The 17,044-nt window shown below is 34.2% G+C and carries 18 protein-coding genes; 3 read left to right on the forward strand and 15 right to left on the reverse strand.

Annotation, left to right across the window (positions count from 1 at the left end):
• The first annotated feature begins 295 nt into the window (after nt 1–295).
• Entirely contained in the window at nt 296–565 is a 270-nt protein-coding gene (locus tag AC3WJG_RS25100) for a hypothetical protein (RefSeq protein WP_305281289.1), read from the forward strand.
• A 68-nt stretch (nt 566–633) separates the two neighbouring features.
• The gene (locus AC3WJG_RS25105; protein WP_492588797.1) at nt 634–933 is read left to right on the forward strand and encodes a hypothetical protein; all 300 of its coding nucleotides are present in this window, start codon (nt 634–636) and stop codon (nt 931–933) included.
• Nucleotides 934–1,047: 114 nt separating this feature from the next.
• Here the strand turns inward: AC3WJG_RS25105 and AC3WJG_RS25110 are convergent, their stop codons facing one another.
• Nucleotides 1,048–2,232 (reverse strand): MFS transporter, encoded by a 1,185-nt coding sequence (locus tag AC3WJG_RS25110; RefSeq protein WP_492588798.1) that lies wholly within the window; start codon nt 2,230–2,232, stop codon nt 1,048–1,050.
• A 186-nt stretch (nt 2,233–2,418) separates the two neighbouring features.
• On the opposite strand from AC3WJG_RS25110, the gene AC3WJG_RS25115 reads away from it, so the two are divergent.
• Nucleotides 2,419–3,330, forward strand: a complete 912-nt coding sequence (locus AC3WJG_RS25115; RefSeq protein WP_492588799.1) for a LysR family transcriptional regulator — start codon at nt 2,419–2,421, stop codon at nt 3,328–3,330.
• Nucleotides 3,331–3,748: 418 nt separating this feature from the next.
• Here the strand turns inward: AC3WJG_RS25115 and istB are convergent, their stop codons facing one another.
• From istB to AC3WJG_RS25185, 14 genes are all read right to left on the reverse strand, one after another.
• Complete coding sequence (gene istB, locus AC3WJG_RS25120; RefSeq protein ID WP_047932902.1) at nt 3,749–4,513, reverse strand: IS21-like element helper ATPase IstB; 765 nt, start codon at nt 4,511–4,513, stop codon at nt 3,749–3,751.
• Entirely contained in the window at nt 4,510–5,772 is a 1,263-nt protein-coding gene (istA, locus tag AC3WJG_RS25125) for an IS21 family transposase (RefSeq protein ID WP_492588800.1), read from the reverse strand. The genes istB and istA overlap by 4 nt, the downstream gene beginning before the upstream one ends.
• 187 nt (nt 5,773–5,959) lie before the next feature.
• Nucleotides 5,960–6,985, reverse strand: coding sequence for an NADPH dehydrogenase NamA (gene namA, locus AC3WJG_RS25130; protein ID WP_492588801.1), 1,026 nt, complete (start codon nt 6,983–6,985; stop codon nt 5,960–5,962).
• Between the two features lie 42 nt (nt 6,986–7,027).
• On the reverse strand, nt 7,028–7,342 hold the full coding sequence (locus AC3WJG_RS25135) for an ArsR/SmtB family transcription factor (protein WP_097825324.1): 315 nt from the start codon (nt 7,340–7,342) through the stop codon (nt 7,028–7,030).
• A 156-nt stretch (nt 7,343–7,498) separates the two neighbouring features.
• Nucleotides 7,499–8,404, reverse strand: a complete 906-nt coding sequence (locus AC3WJG_RS25140; RefSeq protein ID WP_492588803.1) for an alpha/beta hydrolase — start codon at nt 8,402–8,404, stop codon at nt 7,499–7,501.
• A gap of 967 nt (nt 8,405–9,371) precedes the next feature.
• A complete protein-coding gene (locus AC3WJG_RS25145) occupies nt 9,372–9,650 on the reverse strand; it encodes a hypothetical protein (protein ID WP_492588805.1) in 279 nt (92 codons plus the stop codon).
• 20 nt (nt 9,651–9,670) lie between these two features.
• Entirely contained in the window at nt 9,671–9,916 is a 246-nt protein-coding gene (locus tag AC3WJG_RS25150; RefSeq protein WP_492588807.1) for a helix-turn-helix domain-containing protein, read from the reverse strand.
• 254 nt (nt 9,917–10,170) lie between these two features.
• Nucleotides 10,171–10,371 carry a hypothetical protein gene (locus tag AC3WJG_RS25155; RefSeq protein ID WP_492588809.1) on the reverse strand — a complete coding sequence of 67 codons (201 nt, stop codon included), beginning with the start codon at nt 10,369–10,371 and terminating at the stop codon, nt 10,171–10,173.
• A 204-nt stretch (nt 10,372–10,575) separates the two neighbouring features.
• A complete protein-coding gene (locus AC3WJG_RS25160; protein ID WP_492588811.1) occupies nt 10,576–12,237 on the reverse strand; it encodes a hypothetical protein in 1,662 nt (553 codons plus the stop codon).
• Nucleotides 12,238–12,498: 261 nt separating this feature from the next.
• Entirely contained in the window at nt 12,499–13,059 is a 561-nt protein-coding gene (locus AC3WJG_RS25165) for a L,D-transpeptidase (protein WP_492588813.1), read from the reverse strand.
• Nucleotides 13,060–13,264: 205 nt separating this feature from the next.
• Nucleotides 13,265–14,092, reverse strand: a complete 828-nt coding sequence (locus tag AC3WJG_RS25170) for a hypothetical protein (RefSeq protein ID WP_492588815.1) — start codon at nt 14,090–14,092, stop codon at nt 13,265–13,267.
• Nucleotides 14,093–14,132: 40 nt separating this feature from the next.
• Nucleotides 14,133–14,798: a restriction endonuclease gene (locus tag AC3WJG_RS25175; protein ID WP_492588817.1), complete on the reverse strand. Its 666-nt coding sequence runs from the start codon at nt 14,796–14,798 to the stop codon at nt 14,133–14,135.
• Nucleotides 14,791–15,780, reverse strand: coding sequence for a toprim domain-containing protein (locus AC3WJG_RS25180; protein WP_492588819.1), 990 nt, complete (start codon nt 15,778–15,780; stop codon nt 14,791–14,793). The genes AC3WJG_RS25175 and AC3WJG_RS25180 overlap by 8 nt, the downstream gene beginning before the upstream one ends.
• Before the next feature lie 77 nt (nt 15,781–15,857).
• Nucleotides 15,858–16,892: a hypothetical protein gene (locus AC3WJG_RS25185; protein WP_492588821.1), complete on the reverse strand. Its 1,035-nt coding sequence runs from the start codon at nt 16,890–16,892 to the stop codon at nt 15,858–15,860.
• Nucleotides 16,893–17,044 lie beyond the last annotated feature (152 nt).

Below are 17,044 nucleotides of genomic sequence, written 5' to 3' on the forward strand. Positions count from 1 at the left end.
CTATCAAAGGAGGAATGAATTTTAATTGTTATAAAGCATTTATTTGCTGGTTAGTAGGCTATTTTTCTAATCTAAACAAAAAGATATTTTGTGACTAAAAAATATAAAATCTTATTTAAATAACAAAGAGAAGGAATCCTAATATAATATTTAAAAATGGTATTTTTATATCGTTTAATTGCAAGAATCTTATCAGTAAATGCTGCAATTCTGGTTCTTATAACATGTTTTATGTTAACTGGCAGACAAATAAATGGTATAATTAACCAATATATTTAGTTCTTGGAGGACCAACTTGAAAAAACGTTTTAGTCAATACTCATTGTGGTTATCGTTGCTTGGAATTGTTATTGGGGTAGGACAATATTTTACACCAATAAATAGCTCAAATATTCTTTATATAGGAATTGTCATTTACCTTGTGGGCTTTTTATGTGGAGTAATAGCTTTTGGAAAACATGAAAAAGGGCTAATGAAATATTTTAGTTTGACCTCTTTTGTTGTAATTCCACTACTTATTATGTTAGGTATGCTATTTTTTGCAATGAATTTTGGTGAAAATTAAAAGGTAATTATCCCCTCTTATAATGTATATTATAGTGAATGTGCAGTGCTCAAATAGGAGGAAATTAGATGGAGAAATTCGTTAAAAACGCTTTAAAGGTATCAATAGCCTCTTTAGTCACTTCAATAATTTTATATGTAGTTATAATTGGGTTCTTTCTTTTATCAGTTGTTACAGCAAGCGCCTTTGGTACTGTAATTAAGATTACTGTTCCTATCTTAACTCTGGTTACAATTTTAGGATTTATATATTCTTTCTTTATCAAAGGTAAACAGAAAATTCCTTTTTTAACATTGCATTTTGTTTCTTTATGTGCTATTTCATTGGGTATATATCTTGCTGTTAGTTTTCAAGGGTTTGCACCTTAAAAAAATATTTACATGTACAAAAAAGATCCTTTGCCTATCGGCAAAGGATTCTTTTTTATTTTTTATGAAATCAATTTAAGTGTTAAAAAATTCTTTTTTCTCTTAAAATTTTAGTTAGATCTCCTTTTGCTCCTTAATATCCTTAAGGTGTCTCGCCGCATACATTAATATAAGTGCGACAATTAGCAATGAGGAAAGACTGTACATCTCTCTGTAACCAGTTAGACTAGCAACTCCGCCTAGAACCGGAGCACCAAGAGCCATACCTAAATCCATAGAACTGAGGGACATAGCATTAGCCGTTCCTTTTTTATCAGCCGTTACTCTGCTTACTGCCCATGCTTGAAATGAAGGTTGCATGACACTGTAAGCAATACCGTAAAGTACAGCTGCAATGAAAAATGTCGTAAGGCCATGTGCAAATGCTATTAAAATCAAACCAATGATACTGCAGATACTTGCCGGATAAATTAAGTACGTATGCCCCTTTTGATCGTAAATTTTACCTGAAAAGGGTCTAACTATTACGATGACAACCGCAATAATTAAAAAGAAGAGAGAAACTTTACTACCTAAATGCTCTGCTTCCCCTAGACCATTAATAAAATTCACAATGCCTGAATAAGTGCAATAAAAAAGCATGACTAAAAAGCATGGAAGCATAGCCCGTTTATCAAAAATATAATCTACTAGTGATTCTTTTTGGGTCGGTGATTCATCGAATGAAGATGATTGTTTGATTTTGATAAACAATGAAAAACCCAATGAGACTACTATTAGAAACATCGTTATAAAAAGAAGAAATTTAAAAGAGAATGAATGTAGAATTGACAGAGCAATCATCGGACCAAGGGTTGTTCCTAGACTTGTCGCCATTCCAAAATAGCCAATTCCTTCACCCATTCGTTCTTCGGGAATCAAATTTGTTGCAAGAGTAGCTAATAGAGTTGTTGTAACTCCAAAGCCTATACCTTCTAAAATCCGTATTGATATTAATAAAGGAATAACTTGTTGACCGTAACTAATCATAATACAAACAAGCACAAAAAGGATCATAACGCATAGTACCTTTTTGATATTTATTTTATGCATTAAAATTCCTGTTAATGGACGAGTTATAATTGCGGACAGCATAAAGGCCGTCGTCATAACGCCTCCTAAAGTTGGGTTATGACTAAACTCTGTAACAAAAATTGAAAATCCCCCTGTAAGCATTTGTAGACATAGGTAGAACGAGATAGTTATTAAAATAATAAGGGAAAACTGCCACGTCCACAATTTCGATGCTGATGAATACAACCTAAAAACCTTCTTTCTGCGTGATTAAAACTTATTAATTCTTTATTAGTGACCCTAAATAATGTAACTGTGGAATGAAGAATTCTTCGTTTCTACTTTACAAGACGCCAATAAATATGTCTAATATATATATTATAATTAATTAATACATTTAAAGTATTAATGAATGAAAAGAGAGGGATTACAGTGGAATTACGTCATTTGAAATATTTCAAAACGGTAGCTGAAGAACTACATTTTGGCAAGGCTGCAGCTCGTTTAAATATCGCACAACCACCATTAAGTCTTCAGATCCGCAATTTAGAAGAGGAATTGGGAGTATCCCTTTTCCATCGGACGAAAAGGCATGTGGAGTTAACCAAAGAAGGGGAAGTGTTTCTAGAAAAAGTTTATCAACTTTTCAAAAATTTAGACGAATCAATCGAGGCAGTTAGAATGGTGAGTCGAGGAGAGATTGGAGAAATCGTTATTGGTTTCTTAGCTTCAGCAGCTTATGACGTTCTTCCAGCCATCATAAAACATTACAGAAAACAATACCCTTCTATTCATGTGAATTTAAAACAACTTACGTCTACAGAACAACTAAAAGCTTTACAAGAGGGAACTATTCATATTGGGATAATTAGTGAACCAATTGAAACTGAATCACTTAACCTTGAAATAATTAGACGAGAACCTATGGTTGTAGCCTTACCAAAAGAACACCCTTTAGCTTCCAAAACATCCTCAATCGATCTTATTGAGTTAGCCAACGATCCTTTTATTTTAACTGGAAGAAAGTCAAATCAATGTCATTATGATGGGGTAATTAATAGTTGTTGTGATGCAGGATTTAGCCCAAACATCATACAAGAAACAAAAGAAATGTCTACTGTTATATCTTTAGTTTCTGCAGGAATTGGTATAGCTATAGTCCCTGCTTCAATACAAATATTATTACAAAATGAAGTGGTATATCGTGATATTCGAGATAACAAATTTAATACTGTCACAGCTCTTGTATGGAAAAATAAAAATCAATCGCCAATAGTAAACGCTTTTGTTGAATTAGTAAAAGAATCTGTCATTCCAATTTTTAATAAGTATGATTATTTTTGATATTATCTGAGTTCAAGAACAGTTTCTAATGAATTTATACTTGTATTTAAACTCATCGTTAGTTTAAGTAAAAGTATATAAAATGAAAATGATATATTCTATGTATACATACTGCCTCCATCTAGGTCTTGAGAAAATGTAGTCATATCAAGGATGTATGAAAAGCTGCATAAAACATAAAAGGACGCCTAGATCAATCCCTTGCCTCCCAAGGGATTGGTTTTTTGCTTGATTTCACAAAGAGACATTATGGTAACTAAAAATGTATACCTTTTTGAACTATCTACACTGGCCAGCCTTCAACATAGGTTAACTTTATATAGTTATTAATAAAAAAAACCTTTGCTACTTATAGCAATGTCAACAACGTTTTAAATTTACCCAATATCAGCGAAAACAAATTCCCCGTTATAAACGGTTAAGTAGTCAACTTGGCAGGATAAATTCCTGCCTTTTTCTTTTCGCGTAGACGATATGAATCTCCCTTTATATTAAATGTAATCGCATGATGAAGAAGCCGATCTAATACAGCTGTTGCCAACACTTCATCTCCAAAGACGTTTCCCCAATCAAGATAGGATTTATTTGATGTTAAAACCATTGCTCCTTTCTCATACCGTTTAGATACAACTTGAAAGAAAACATTTGCTGTGAGTTCGTCAAATGGAAAATATCCTACTTCATCTATAATTAAAATATCTGGCCGGCTCCATCGATTGACAAGCCGATGGAGGGTACCTTTCTCATTTGCCTTTCGGCATTGTTCTACTAAGTCATCTGAGGTTAAGAAGAGAGCTGTATATCCTTTGGTAATGGCCTCTACCGCGAAAGAAATAGCTAAATGCGTTTTCCCTACACCAGGTGGACCAAGTAAAATTCGATTTTCTCCATTCGAGATAAATCGGCACGTAAGTGTCTCTTTTACTTGTTTCTCACTAAGACTTGGTTGAAATGTAAAATCAAAGTCGTGAATCGTTTTGTTATAAGGGAGTTTTGCCTGTTTCATTCGTTTTTCCAATTGTCCCGACTCTTGCTTCTCTATTTCCTGTAAAACGATGGTGTGAAGAAATTCAGAATATGATACATTATCTTTAGATACGTCTTCTAATACACTATCTAGTTGGTTAGCTGTATGGTGCCAACCAAGCTTCCTTAGCCGGTCAATTAAGAGCTCGTTCATCATACATGTTCACCTTCTTCTAATGCTGCGTAAGCAGCGAGAGGACGTTTCTCTACTTTAGGGGATGGGTCTTGTGATTGAGAAACATCGGTCGCCAAACCTTCAATGTGTTTCTCTTTCTGACCCATCTCTGTCTTCTGTAAACCTTGATAATGTTCCATCCGGATATGTGTCGTTGCGTTTCCAGTAAGAATAGGATGTTTTGCTATACATTCATGTTCATCGTATATTTCTATATGATGATTTAATGTTTCCTTTACTTTAACGGTCTGTCCAACATAACGATAAGGAACGGAGTATTGTTTTCCCCCGTATGATATAAAACAATCTCGACTAACCTCTCTATGCTCCCAATGGGAAGTAGGAAATAAAGGTTTTTCCCCCCAGCCCTTCAGGAACTTCTGTTCCTGCTCAAACCTCTTAAAGGGTGCTTCATTTGTTGTCTGATTTTCCTTTTTATTAGCCACCTGATTTAACCATTCTTTTATATCCTCGTTTAACGCATTCAGTGTTGGTTCATGTTTTCTTTGAAAAAAGTTATCTTTTAAATACTTTACCGTTCTTTCTACTTTCCCTTTTGTTTGAGGCCTCCTTGGACGGCAGGCCTTTGGCACAATTCCATAGTAAGCCAAGAAATCTTCGAATTTCCGATTAAAACGAACTTCCACTGGGCTGTGCTTGATCACCACTGTTTTCATGTTATCGTAAAGGATTTGGTCTGGTATCCCATTAAAATAAGAGAAAGCATTCATATGGCATTTCATTAAAGTTTCTAGGTTCATATTCGTTGTGAATTCTACATATTTCATCCGGGAATAACCCCAAATCATGATAAATCCATATACATCTTGCAGCACATCATTTACTAAGTACTTCCCGACATACGCCCAGTCCATTTGAGCTTGCTTTCCAGGTGGCGTTTCAAACCGTAAGGTTGCCTGTTTCTTTGGTTGTTGGCGAAGAGGACGAACAAAATCTCTTAAGATTGTGAGCTGACCTTCATAACCCATTGCTTGTATTTCTTCTAATAAGACTACGCAATTAGTGGTACCCTCTTTAAGCCGTCCAAGTATATACGGTTTGTAAGGGGTTAATTTGCTTTCTTTTTTCTGTTTACTTCCTTTACGCTTAGGTAACTGGTTATCTTTTAGGTATTTACTGACTGTTTTGCGATCGAAACCCGTTGCTTCTGCAATAGCTGTTTTCGTCCAACCTTTTTGAAACAATTCTCTAATCATAAAAAACTCCCCAATCTTCAGCACCGTTTCTCCACTCCATCCATGATGTTGTCTTGAAACGATTATCTGTTATTATTGGGGAATTTGGAATCGCTGTTATTGAGTATTTTACAGTCGCTGATTACAAGCAAAGGATTTTTTTATTATGATAATCTAAATTAAGGGCATTTTCTTTAACAAATCTCGAAATTCTGCCAACAGCTGTTTATATTTAAAGCGTTTTAATCCATGACCATGAATACTGTTGCGGCAATTCTAAATCATAATTCAAACGATTGGCTGCATAATATGTCCAGTGAGGATTCACTAATAATTCACGTCCTATAAAAACTAAATCGGCACGTCCATTTGAAATAATTTCTTCAGCTTGTTCTGGCTGAATGACTTTTCCTACTGCCCCTGTAGCAATCTCTGCTTCCTTGCGAATAGACTCTGCATATAAAACTTGATAGCCAGGAAATGTTTTTGCTTTTGCAGGCGTAAGTAATCCATTACTTACATCAATTAAATCTACTCCAAGCTCTTTTAACCATTTAGCATATACAATGCTATCTTCAATTGTGTTGCCTCTCTCTGCTTGATCAGTTGCAGAAATCCTTACAAATAAAGGCCCCATCCACTCAGACTGTACTTTTTCAATGACTTCCTTCAGAATACGAAATCTGTCTTCTGGAGAGCCTCCATACTCATCAGTTCGATAGTTAGTAACTGGTGAAAGAAACTCATGAAGTAAGTAACCATGCGCAGCATGGATTTCTACCACATCAAATCCAGCTTCTGTACAACGTCTTGCACTTTGACCAAATGCCTCTACTACTTGATTAATTTGAGTCTTAGTAAGCTCTTCAGGAACTTTTCCACCTTCTGAGAAGGCTATAGCAGATGGAGCCACAATAGGACCATCGATTTTAGCTTTACGCCCTGCATGATTTAATTGCATTCCTACCGCCGCACTTTGACCTTTAATTAAATTGACTAGGTCCCTTAAACCTTCTACTTGTCCATCTTCCCAAATACCAAGGTCGGTTGGTCCCATTCTTCCTTGTTTAGTAACTGCTGTTGATTCAATTATGATAAGTCCCACTCCGCCAATAGCTCTTGCAGGATAATGGATACGATGCCAATCTTGTACAAGACCAGAACCGTCTTTACAAGCATACATACTCATGGGAGACATGACAATTCTATTTTTTAATTCTAAGTTTTTAATTTTATATGGACTAAATAAATTGGACATTTTATGCACACTCCTGCGAAATGATTGAGGAATGGCTCTTTTCTATAGATCGACTTGAATCTTTTCTTTGAACCGTTTAATATTTTCCTCATTTCTTCGATAATAAGTCCATTGGCTAATATGTTTCGATTCCACTAAGCCTACCTTTTGCAGCTGAACTAAATGATCGGAAATGACTGATTGGGACATTCCAGTTTTCTTTTTAATAGAACTTACACAGACCCCTTTAAAGTCGGAGTTTTTCGGTAAATTAATTTGAGGTTCAAAGTTTTCATCCGGATCTTTTAGCCATTCTAAAATGTTATATCGGGTTTCATTAGACAATGCTTTTAACACAGGTAAAGTTAAAGTATCCATATGCTATCTACCTTTCTAAAAATAAAATCGAATAAACGAATATATAATATATTTTTGTCACCGTTTAAACATAGTATTTATAGTTTATCATATTTAACATTTAACCTTCCTGTAGAAAAAGCCCGGAGATATATCCGGGCTTTTTTTCCTCTTTTTTTATTTAGTTTGTTTTGAAAAGATTTCGTTCATGAAATCTCCAGCACTTAGAATAGCTTCCTTTCCTTCTTCTAGGAAAGAATGAAATGCTGGCCAGTTATGAACCATACCAGGGAAGGATCTAAATCTAATGTCGATTCCTGCTAATGCAGCATTGTTAACAAATGTTAAAGCCTCACTTAACATTACTTCAACCTCTCCCACCATTACATAGATTGGTGGTAACCCTCTTAAATCACCATAAATTGGTGATGCTAAAGGAGCCTCTGGTGAAGTACCATTTAAATATGTTTCTGCTAGATATTTAACACCTGCAGTTGAATTCATTGGGTCAATTCCTTCTTTTGTTATATAAGTTTCACCAGTTTGAGCCAAATCAATCCAAGGTGAAATCATTACACCACCAGCTGGAAGAGGTAACTTTGTATCACGAATACTCATTAATAATCCAGCAGTCATGCTTCCTCCTGCTGATTCACCAGCAATAATAATATTTTTAGCGTCATAACCTTGATCTAATAACCATGTATAAGCTTTTAGTGCATCTTCAATTGGTGCAGGAAATGAATGCTCAGGAGCTAATCGGTAGTTAATTGCAAGTGTACGTGCTTTAGCTGCTCTTCCTAATTCACTCGTTTCTCCGCGATGAGATGCAATACTTCCAAATAAGAAACCTCCGCCGTGTAGGTAAAGAAGTACACGATCATCCTTAGATTGAGGAACGATTTGCCACTCGCCTTCCATTCCGTTAATATCTACTTTTTCTGTTGCTACATCATCAGCAACTGGTAATTTCCCATACATTTTCTCAGCTTGTACACGTAATTCTTCAACCGGAATAGTGAAGTCAGGTATATTATCTTTGAAGAAATTATTTGCTTTTTGAATATCTTTATAGTTACTCATATATAACACTCCTTAAAATTATGAAGATTAACTTCATTTATTCAGTTAAAACTACACCTATTTATTACAAACATTAACTACTCAAATATAAAACCTTTCAAGCACAATACAGAGTATTAATCGGTTTTTACCGATATTAACATTTAAAAATTTTTATATGGTTTATTCCTATATATTTTTTAATTCTATTCTATATCACTAAAATTAAAAGGTACCTCTATCCTTTCAAGCTTTAAATAAAACACATTTATTAATCGGTAAAAACCGATTAACTGGTGTAAAAAAATATATTTTGGATATTTCAATTGTATCCACGTGAATATAATTAACATTATTGTAAATGAAAGTTAGTTAATCTCTTTTTCCCGATATTGTAATGCAAAAGAGATTTATATTGCGCTTGAAAGGTGTAAGGCAAATTTAACACACTTAAAATATATCGTCAACTAAAAAACGATAACCAATATATTACAGTTTATATCTTTATCATAATACAAAGTTAGTTTATATATACAATTATACTTAGTTTTGTCTATTATTTATTTGAAATTATGTTACTTATCCCTCCTTATATAGATATAAAGTTTTTACTTCTTATCATATACCACTCTCTCTTCTAATTTCCTTTGGAGAAATCTTTGTATTCGCGATAAATAAACATAAAATTTACAATTATTTAATGTTGATGTGTTTTTAATAAGGAAAATTCAATCAAAAATAAAAATAATACTTACTTTATATAAAACAGTAAATGAATAAACTATTTTCTAAAAATCATTGTTTTATCATTTACTCTACCTGACGACAAATATGGGCTTTTTCTACAACATGAGTAAATGATAAAGGTATTTTAAATAAAGTACTTTAAAGGTTACTTAAAGGAATAAAAGAAATTGATGAATTTACTTAAATAAAAAAACCTTAGTTCTGCTAAGGTTTTTTTGCTTGTAGTTATATTTTTTTAAAATTAATTCCCCATAAAAATAGTAGACGAGATAAGAACGAAAATTACAGCTGCAACTATGATAAACGGCATCACATATTTAAGCACATTTAATTGTTCCTGTTTCTTTTCTGCTTCATTGAATAAAGTCCATTCTTTTTTCATCTGCTTTCCATTGAAAACCCATATTCCTAGATAGCCAATAACAGGTATCAAAGCGAGCGCAGCCCCAATTACTATAACTAAAATTAAAAAGTTTTGAACAACGTCAGTCATACCACTTAAAAAGACGCTTCCAATCATTCACTCATCTCCTTTAAGGATTAATCCTTACTATTAGGTTCTCCAAACCACTTTATCATGGCTTCTCTGCTGATGATCCATTCTTTTCGTTCTCTTTCTGGATGGAGAAAAAATTTAATCAATCCTTCTTCAATCATTTGATTTAACTCTTCTTCTTTTTCTTTGTTTAGTTTTGAAGGGCTAAACTTATTTTTTAAGCTATCTCGTCTAATCCCCCAGATATAAGCTGCCTCAATTGGTGTCATGTATTTTTCTATTTCTTTCACTGTCATGTTCTCCTTTTTATGTTATTCTAAAAAAGAAGAGCAAAAGGGAATGGTCTAGATTCCCTCTTGCGATATTGTCATTTCGTATTGCCCTTTGCTAATGTCCTAAGTTAGCGAAGGGTATTTATTTTGTTCTGACTCTCTAAGAACGCAAGTCTAATCAACTTTTCACGAATTTCTACACTTAATGTTAACCATTCTTTATTAGATATCTTCATATTAACATCTCCTCCATATTTAGATTCAAGGGTGATTCACTTCGTACACTTTACTATGTTCCCTGTCTCGTAGACGTAAATCCATTCAAAGCGCCTATTCTCAATTTCAAAGTCCCAAACGTAATGCTTATCATTTTGCCTGTCGATGTAAAATGCTGCTTGATCCTGATTTTCTTGAGGTAGCTTTTCGAACTCTTTCTTTAATTTTCTTATAGCCTTTTTTTCAAGCTTATTCATGTTATCACCTCCAACCCTTATAAGGATATTATACACTTTTTAACTAACCCTTACAAGGGTATGATAGAAAGAAATAAACATTTTATAAATAAAAAAAGCAGCATTCCGTGATAAAAAAACACGGAATGCTGCTTCATTATATTAGATTAAGTAAAGTGGCCACCTTTATTTAAATAGGTATATCCCTTCTGAACAATATTTTTCTTAAATTTCGTAATATAAACTGCCTGTAATTTGTGTGCCTAAATTCTTCGACGTTATTTCATAATCCATACTAAAGCTTTCTTCTGCATTCACTAGCAAGAAGGATGGAAACGCCATGTTTTTACTCGAATTTAACTTTATAAAGTTAAACTGTAATACCGTAAACTCTGTGTCTTCATACACTTTAAAATCAAACAAAACTTTTAGTTGGTCAGCAAATTCTTCTTTATGATTTGTCTGATTTAAATGAGCAAATTGTGCAATATATTTAGTGGAACTGAATGTTGAAGTGTAATATTTTTCAATATTATAACTTCTTCCATGCTTAAGTAAGTTCAACAAACCATCATCTTCGGTAAATTGACTGATAGCAAAATCATTAGGAATGTCTAAAGTTTCTGCTGTAGCAACATTTACGTTTTTAGGAATTTTAATATTCACTTCAATTTCTTCATCTGAAGCAGCACCAGTATTTCGAAGAACCAGCGGAACAACTTTGAAGCTATCAAGGTAGTTTAAATACTCTACAATTCCTTCATATTCGTATAATTTAACAAAAAAAGCATCGATTAATTCGCTTTTTTCTTTTTCTTTTTCGGTTCCCTTTAACGTAGTAGAATTAGGGTTAATTCTCGTTGCTAAATTAAGTCGGTTAGATTCAGATTCCAATTGTCCTACGTAAAAAAAGCTTTTATCGATATCTACATCTAACAGAGATTTTGTTTTGGCTATCAGTTTTTCTTTCAATTCATCTGAGTATTCTTCACTTTTAGCAGTAATTCCTAATCCACTAAAGTCAAACATTCCCTTTTTTTCAAAAGTTGTTACCCCAGGAAGTTCCGATATATAAGAAGGTAGATCTATTTCTTGGATTGGTTCAATTAACGCCATTAATGAGCCTCTATAAGCATTGATAATTCCAGTTGAATTACCTTTTAGTGCTTTCATCGAAGTGCTAAATTCCACTTGATCTTTCAAGTAGAATTCTACACTTAATACTTTCTTAACTAATCCGGCTCCTCGTACTTGAGGATAGTTAAATTGAACCCACTCTTCAAATTTACTTATATATTGATCTCTCGATATTTTTGTACCTTCAGTTGAAAACTTGGTGAATTGGTTTATCATTCCACCGGCTATTAGATCTATCACTGTAGGACTCACTACATGCCCCATATCTGATAGTAATTTAGATAAATTCCAGTTAACTTTTGTTTCTAATGAGTCAAGAGTAAAGTTTTCTACTTGTACTTTGATTTTCGATAAAGACGCTTCAAATTTTTTCAAATCGTCAAAATCAGGATCTTTTTTTCCGTCTACTTCTTTCGGTAATTCTTTAATTCGATTTAACTTACTTATAAAGCTAGAAGTAGTATCACTTGTATTGCCGATAAGGAATAATTCATATTCATCGGCTGTTGGTGCATCCTCAATTAATTCTTCTAACCAATGTAAAATACTACTCTTGCTTATATTGTTTTGGGATGATTTAACTTGAACAACTTTCTTTTTATTTTCTTCGTACTCCCATTGAATATCAATCTTATCAAGTTCAGATTCAACTTCAACTTCTACGTATTTCCACTCTTTATCAAACAAAGAGCTAAGTAAAGTTGCGATAGATTGATATAAATATCCTCTTCCGCCTTCACGTCCACCCATTAGTATCTCCTCCGTTAAAACTATTCAAATAATTTATATTTTTTGAAAGATTATAGGTTCTACCTTCATATTGTATTTTACCATCTACCTAAAGTAATAAGATGAAATAACACCTATTTTACCTTTTTAAGTATAAATAAGGAAAGTATTTACCCCTCTATTGAAAATTCATTTAAAAGGTTAAACCAAGAAAAAATACGCATTTTCTCCAAATAAAAAAGCAGCATTCCGTGATAAAAAACACGGAATGCTGCTCAGGTATTAGTTATTTTTCATTTTATAGCCTTTGAATTTATAGCCATAAACTTTAGTTAGATCAACAAAGCTCTTATAGGAATACGTAATGGCAACCGGTGTGCCTACTTGGACTTTCTCATAAAGCTTTTCGATGTCTGCATTATGCATTCTTACACAACCTTGACTCACATATTTTCCAATGCTGCTTTCATTGTTATTGCCGTGGATGCCGTATGTATCACCATACGTATCGTTTGCATTTATCCCTAACCAACGTTTTCCTAACGGATTGCGAGGATCGCCCCCAGGAATATGTCCTGTATAGTAAGGACGATTTTTAATTTTGTTCACGACTTTAAAAAATCCAACAGGTGTTTTATCCCACGTTTTACCCGTTGCTACTGGATCAACGATTTCAATATAGCCATTGTGAAAATACGCAAGCTTGTTATAGTACTTGTTAATGATAATCAAATCTTGATTCGCTGGCTTACTTGCTGCTTCTGTTTTCCCCTGATTTACTCCACATAATGCGACCATTAATAATGTAAGAACAGTCATTGATTTCATAAAAATGTTCTTCATAAAAACTCTCCTCTTTTTTATATTTTTATAAGAAACGAAAACAGCACCTTCTAATTAGAAAGTGCTGTTTCGTCACAATTATTTATAAATAAAAACCTAGTTAATCGACGATATTGACATGCAGAGAAACGCTCTCTGACGAAATTAACTTTTGTTTTTCGTAGTATTGCTCATTCGATGCAAATTTCATCACCTAGAAAAAGAGTCATTTCTTTGCTGCTACAGATACTTTAATATTAGGCAGCTTAAGAAGTTTTGCTTCTTCTGATTTTAAGGATTGGCAAGGAACCTTTTTGACCCAAGCCTTTTTCATTCCATAACCATTCCACATAAAGCCATTTTCTTTTAAGTAGGATTTGTGATCGTAACAATTGGACACACATAAATAATAATAAGACTCGATTTTGATCGTATTGGCCTGCTCAATTTTAATATTCTTTTCTTCAATCCATTGAGATACAACCTGTTTTTCTTCTTCAGCTTCAGAAACACTCATTTCCTTCACCCAAGCTTGATCTAAGGAGCTATATTTATAGCCCCTATTTTTCAGTTTCTCTTTAATAGAAAAGGACTGATACACTTTGATAAAGTAGGAATCTTGCTTATAATCTAAAGTTGAAATATCCCACTCCTCGATGTCACCAAAATACTTTTCTAGCCATTTCTTATCTGTATTATCACGTGCTGTTAAGATATCCTGTTTTGATATAACCCCCATTCCAATAGCTGTTACAAGTAACTGATGAAAAATCTCATAAAAAGGCTTTGAGTGGTCACTTTTTTTGCGAATGCAGCAATCAATATGATGAGCGACTTCATGTAGAGTCGTCGCAATAATGTGTCCATTAGGTCTTGAAAGGTTAAAGATTTCAATTTTTCGGTTACCTGGATAATATCGTCCATGAATGGACTTCATTTCTTTTACTTTGATATCGATAAAGAACTTTTTAAATTTATTATCAGGATAACTTTCTAAAGGGTAAGCTTGATCGACTACATCACATAACGTTTTATAAATGGTATATGAACTCATAACATCAGCTCCTTTTTAGAGCAAGAAAAAACAGACCTTACTATAATGAAGGTCTGCTCTTACTTACTTCCTTATTAATTTTTTCCGTATGACGACAAGAAGGGAAAGAGGAACAGCCAAAAAAGCGAGTGCCATTCCCATCTCGTACGACTAGATCTTGCCCACATTTTGGACATTTACGAGGTTCTGGTGTAATATTTTCAAAGATTTCCCGTGCCTTAAAAACGGGATTGACTTCATTAATAAACTTTTGAAGGTCCGCCCGATCCAATAAAGTCACATCACATGCAGCTGCCAGCTCTTTTGCTTGTTTTGTGAAATAACTATTGGTCACAACCCACGCCTGATTCGCTTTATAATACGCTTTTGCCCCATACACTTCTTGTACAGATGAAATACTGACCCGATTTTTAATTCCATATCGTTTAGCTTGAATGACAATTTTTTCTTTGCCTTTCATCACTAAATCAGCCCCAAAGTCACCAGACTTTTTGGTTACTTGAGGTTTATATCCTAACTGTTGGAAAAGGGCCTGCAAATAAATTTCAAACTGATAACCATCCATTTTATCAATATAGGGCATACCCGATTGGGCTAACTCTTTCATATACCTCCGTTCACGAAGGACACGGTAAGCAAATTGAGAAAGTTTCACTAAAATCATGATAAGAAAGAGGTAAAATACACCTTGAAACACTTTATCCATTCATTGAAAGCTCCTGTTCAGTTTGTTTATTCCGGAGACGTGATGCCACAGGTTGAATGCTTTTCCCATTCTTCTTTAACTCTTCGTTCCAATCTTTCGCTCCCTTTGGAATATCTGCTCTTATTAAATCAGCATTAACGATTTGGTTCATTTTGTCAATAAATTCTTTTCCTCCTTGGTCATTGTCGACAGCTAACACCATTTCTTTAATACCTAAGCCTTCTCTTCGAGCTTCAATATAAGACTGTGCAACGGTTTTAGGCTTTAAACCATTCATACTAATAAGGCGTGTATTCTGCAATTGGTTTTCTTGTATACTCCAATAAGAAAACAAATCAATTGGACTTTCGAAAAAATGAATCTTATTGGGGCGACCAACATCAACTGAAAAGCCTGTATGTGGGTTATCGTTCGGTAAGACTTGTTTAAAGGAACCACGCTTATTGCTTATAGAAGCTGTACCTTGCCGATCCGCCCCAATTACCTTTCCTTTACCTCCATGTTCACGCCATTTAAACACGACATTGTTCCGTTTGTCCTGGGCGATTAAATCTTTTTGAAGAAGCCAGTCAACTAACCGAGAATCTATTTTACGTTCTTTTATGAGATAGTCTTTTATTTTGCTTTGATCCTTTACTTCTAACTCTTTTGGATAGCGAAAAGGCTCTTTTGATGGTGAAACCGACGGTTGCCTATGCGACTGAGAAAGCTCTTTATAATCGCCTTTATTGATATCTAATACAGCTTGTGGAAAAGACATCCCATAATACATTTGAGCGAAACTGATCGCTCCGTATCCTTTTTCATTCCGGCTATTCCAAGCGTACATATTTCCTTTGATGAGTAAGCTATCATGTTCCGTATGACGATAATACTTTCCTTCTTTTACAAAGGTTTCGCCTTTGGCTTCCAGATACGACAACAAATCAATATCTCTCGCCTTCATAACCTCCTCCTCCTTGACATGTTTTCGTTCTCCCATCTAATCCCTCCTTCACTCCACGATATGAAAAAGGAGAGCTTTTCAGCCCTCCCATTCCGTCTAAACTTTTGCTTTTTTTAACGTTCTATTTCTTGTGTCTCTTTCTGTTTTTTTGAAGAATTTGCTCCATTATTCCGTGCAAAAAACTTTGTAAATCCATTTTGTGATTTCTCTTCTTTTTTCTGCTTGTCATGATCCTTTTGCTCTGTGTCCAAAGCCTTTTCAAGTTTGGTTAATTTCTCACGTTGAGAATCAGTCAAATTCAGCTCTTTTAATTCCCGCAACACTTCTTTTTTTAATTTGTACACCTTATCAAAAGAGTGCTTTTGTTCAAATTCCTTCATTTTGGCCAAACGCTGTTCTTTCTCTTGAGGTGTTTCTTGTTTGAGCTGCTTTTCGACAGGAGCCTTTTCTAATTCAGCTTCCTTTTTCACTTCTTTAGAAGACTCTTTTTCATCTGATATGCCTAATTGGGCCAGCAAGCTTTGTTTAAATAGCTGCTTATACTGTGTTTCTTCACTAGGCTGCTGCATAACTTCTAGCACTTCTTGTTTGTAATCGTCTTGATATTGCTCCTTTTCTTGTGCTTGTTTTCGTGCTTGAAACTGATGAGAAAGTTCATTTTCCATTCCTTTCAATTGGTCAGGGGTGAACTGTTTTTCCTTTAAAGCACTTGATTTCAACATCACATAATCGTTTTCTGCGTTCACACGGGCTAACATACTATCAATATCTTGAGGCTTTTCTTTTTCATGAGCTTGTAAAAATGTAAGATAGCTTGTTTTGAGCTGCGTTTCTCGATCTTTCTCTAAAACAGGATTCACATCATGACTTCTCAAAAAATCAACTGTTGTTTCACTTTTATAGGCTTGTTTTTGCCCTTTTTCATCCGTAGAAACAAGTAAAACCTGCGGTTTTTCCTCTCCTAGAGCTGATTGTGTTAAGTAAACAGCACCAGAAGGGATGTCATGCAGCTGTTTCTCACTGATGTTTGCCCAATCTGCCTCAATTTTTTCATTTTGTGGGTGCTTCATAAACTTCTTTAATTCTCGTTTATCGGAAACAAGCGTTTTAAATTGGTCATTTGAAAGAGACGTAATTTTTTTCATCATAAATTCCTCCATTAAAGTAGTATTTGGACAATAAAAAAGAGAGCTTTTTATGCTCCCTTACCTTTCGAGTTCCTGTTCTTCTTTTTTCTTTTTGACGGTGCCTGTACGTTTTTGGAATTGCATTTGACTGCCCACTTCCATACGGTCTTGAA

The sequence above is a fragment of the Priestia sp. FW507-14D1A genome, assembly GCF_058781295.1.

Coding starts and splice junctions, on each gene's coding strand:
- AC3WJG_RS25105 (WP_492588797.1), top strand. CDS start 634: ATGGAGAAATTCGTTAAAAACGCTTTAAAGGTATCAATAGCCTCTTTA.
- istB (WP_047932902.1), bottom strand. CDS start 4,513: ATGATGAACGAGCTCTTAATTGACCGGCTAAGGAAGCTTGGTTGGCAC.
- namA (WP_492588801.1), bottom strand. CDS start 6,985: ATGTCCAATTTATTTAGTCCATATAAAATTAAAAACTTAGAATTAAAA.
- AC3WJG_RS25135 (WP_097825324.1), bottom strand. CDS start 7,342: ATGGATACTTTAACTTTACCTGTGTTAAAAGCATTGTCTAATGAAACC.
- AC3WJG_RS25140 (WP_492588803.1), bottom strand. CDS start 8,404: ATGAGTAACTATAAAGATATTCAAAAAGCAAATAATTTCTTCAAAGAT.
- AC3WJG_RS25145 (WP_492588805.1), bottom strand. CDS start 9,650: ATGATTGGAAGCGTCTTTTTAAGTGGTATGACTGACGTTGTTCAAAAC.
- AC3WJG_RS25155 (WP_492588809.1), bottom strand. CDS start 10,371: ATGAATAAGCTTGAAAAAAAGGCTATAAGAAAATTAAAGAAAGAGTTC.
- AC3WJG_RS25160 (WP_492588811.1), bottom strand. CDS start 12,237: ATGGGTGGACGTGAAGGCGGAAGAGGATATTTATATCAATCTATCGCA.
- AC3WJG_RS25165 (WP_492588813.1), bottom strand. CDS start 13,059: ATGAAGAACATTTTTATGAAATCAATGACTGTTCTTACATTATTAATG.
- AC3WJG_RS25170 (WP_492588815.1), bottom strand. CDS start 14,092: ATGAGTTCATATACCATTTATAAAACGTTATGTGATGTAGTCGATCAA.
- AC3WJG_RS25175 (WP_492588817.1), bottom strand. CDS start 14,798: ATGGATAAAGTGTTTCAAGGTGTATTTTACCTCTTTCTTATCATGATT.
- AC3WJG_RS25180 (WP_492588819.1), bottom strand. CDS start 15,780: ATGGGAGAACGAAAACATGTCAAGGAGGAGGAGGTTATGAAGGCGAGA.
- AC3WJG_RS25185 (WP_492588821.1), bottom strand. CDS start 16,892: ATGATGAAAAAAATTACGTCTCTTTCAAATGACCAATTTAAAACGCTT.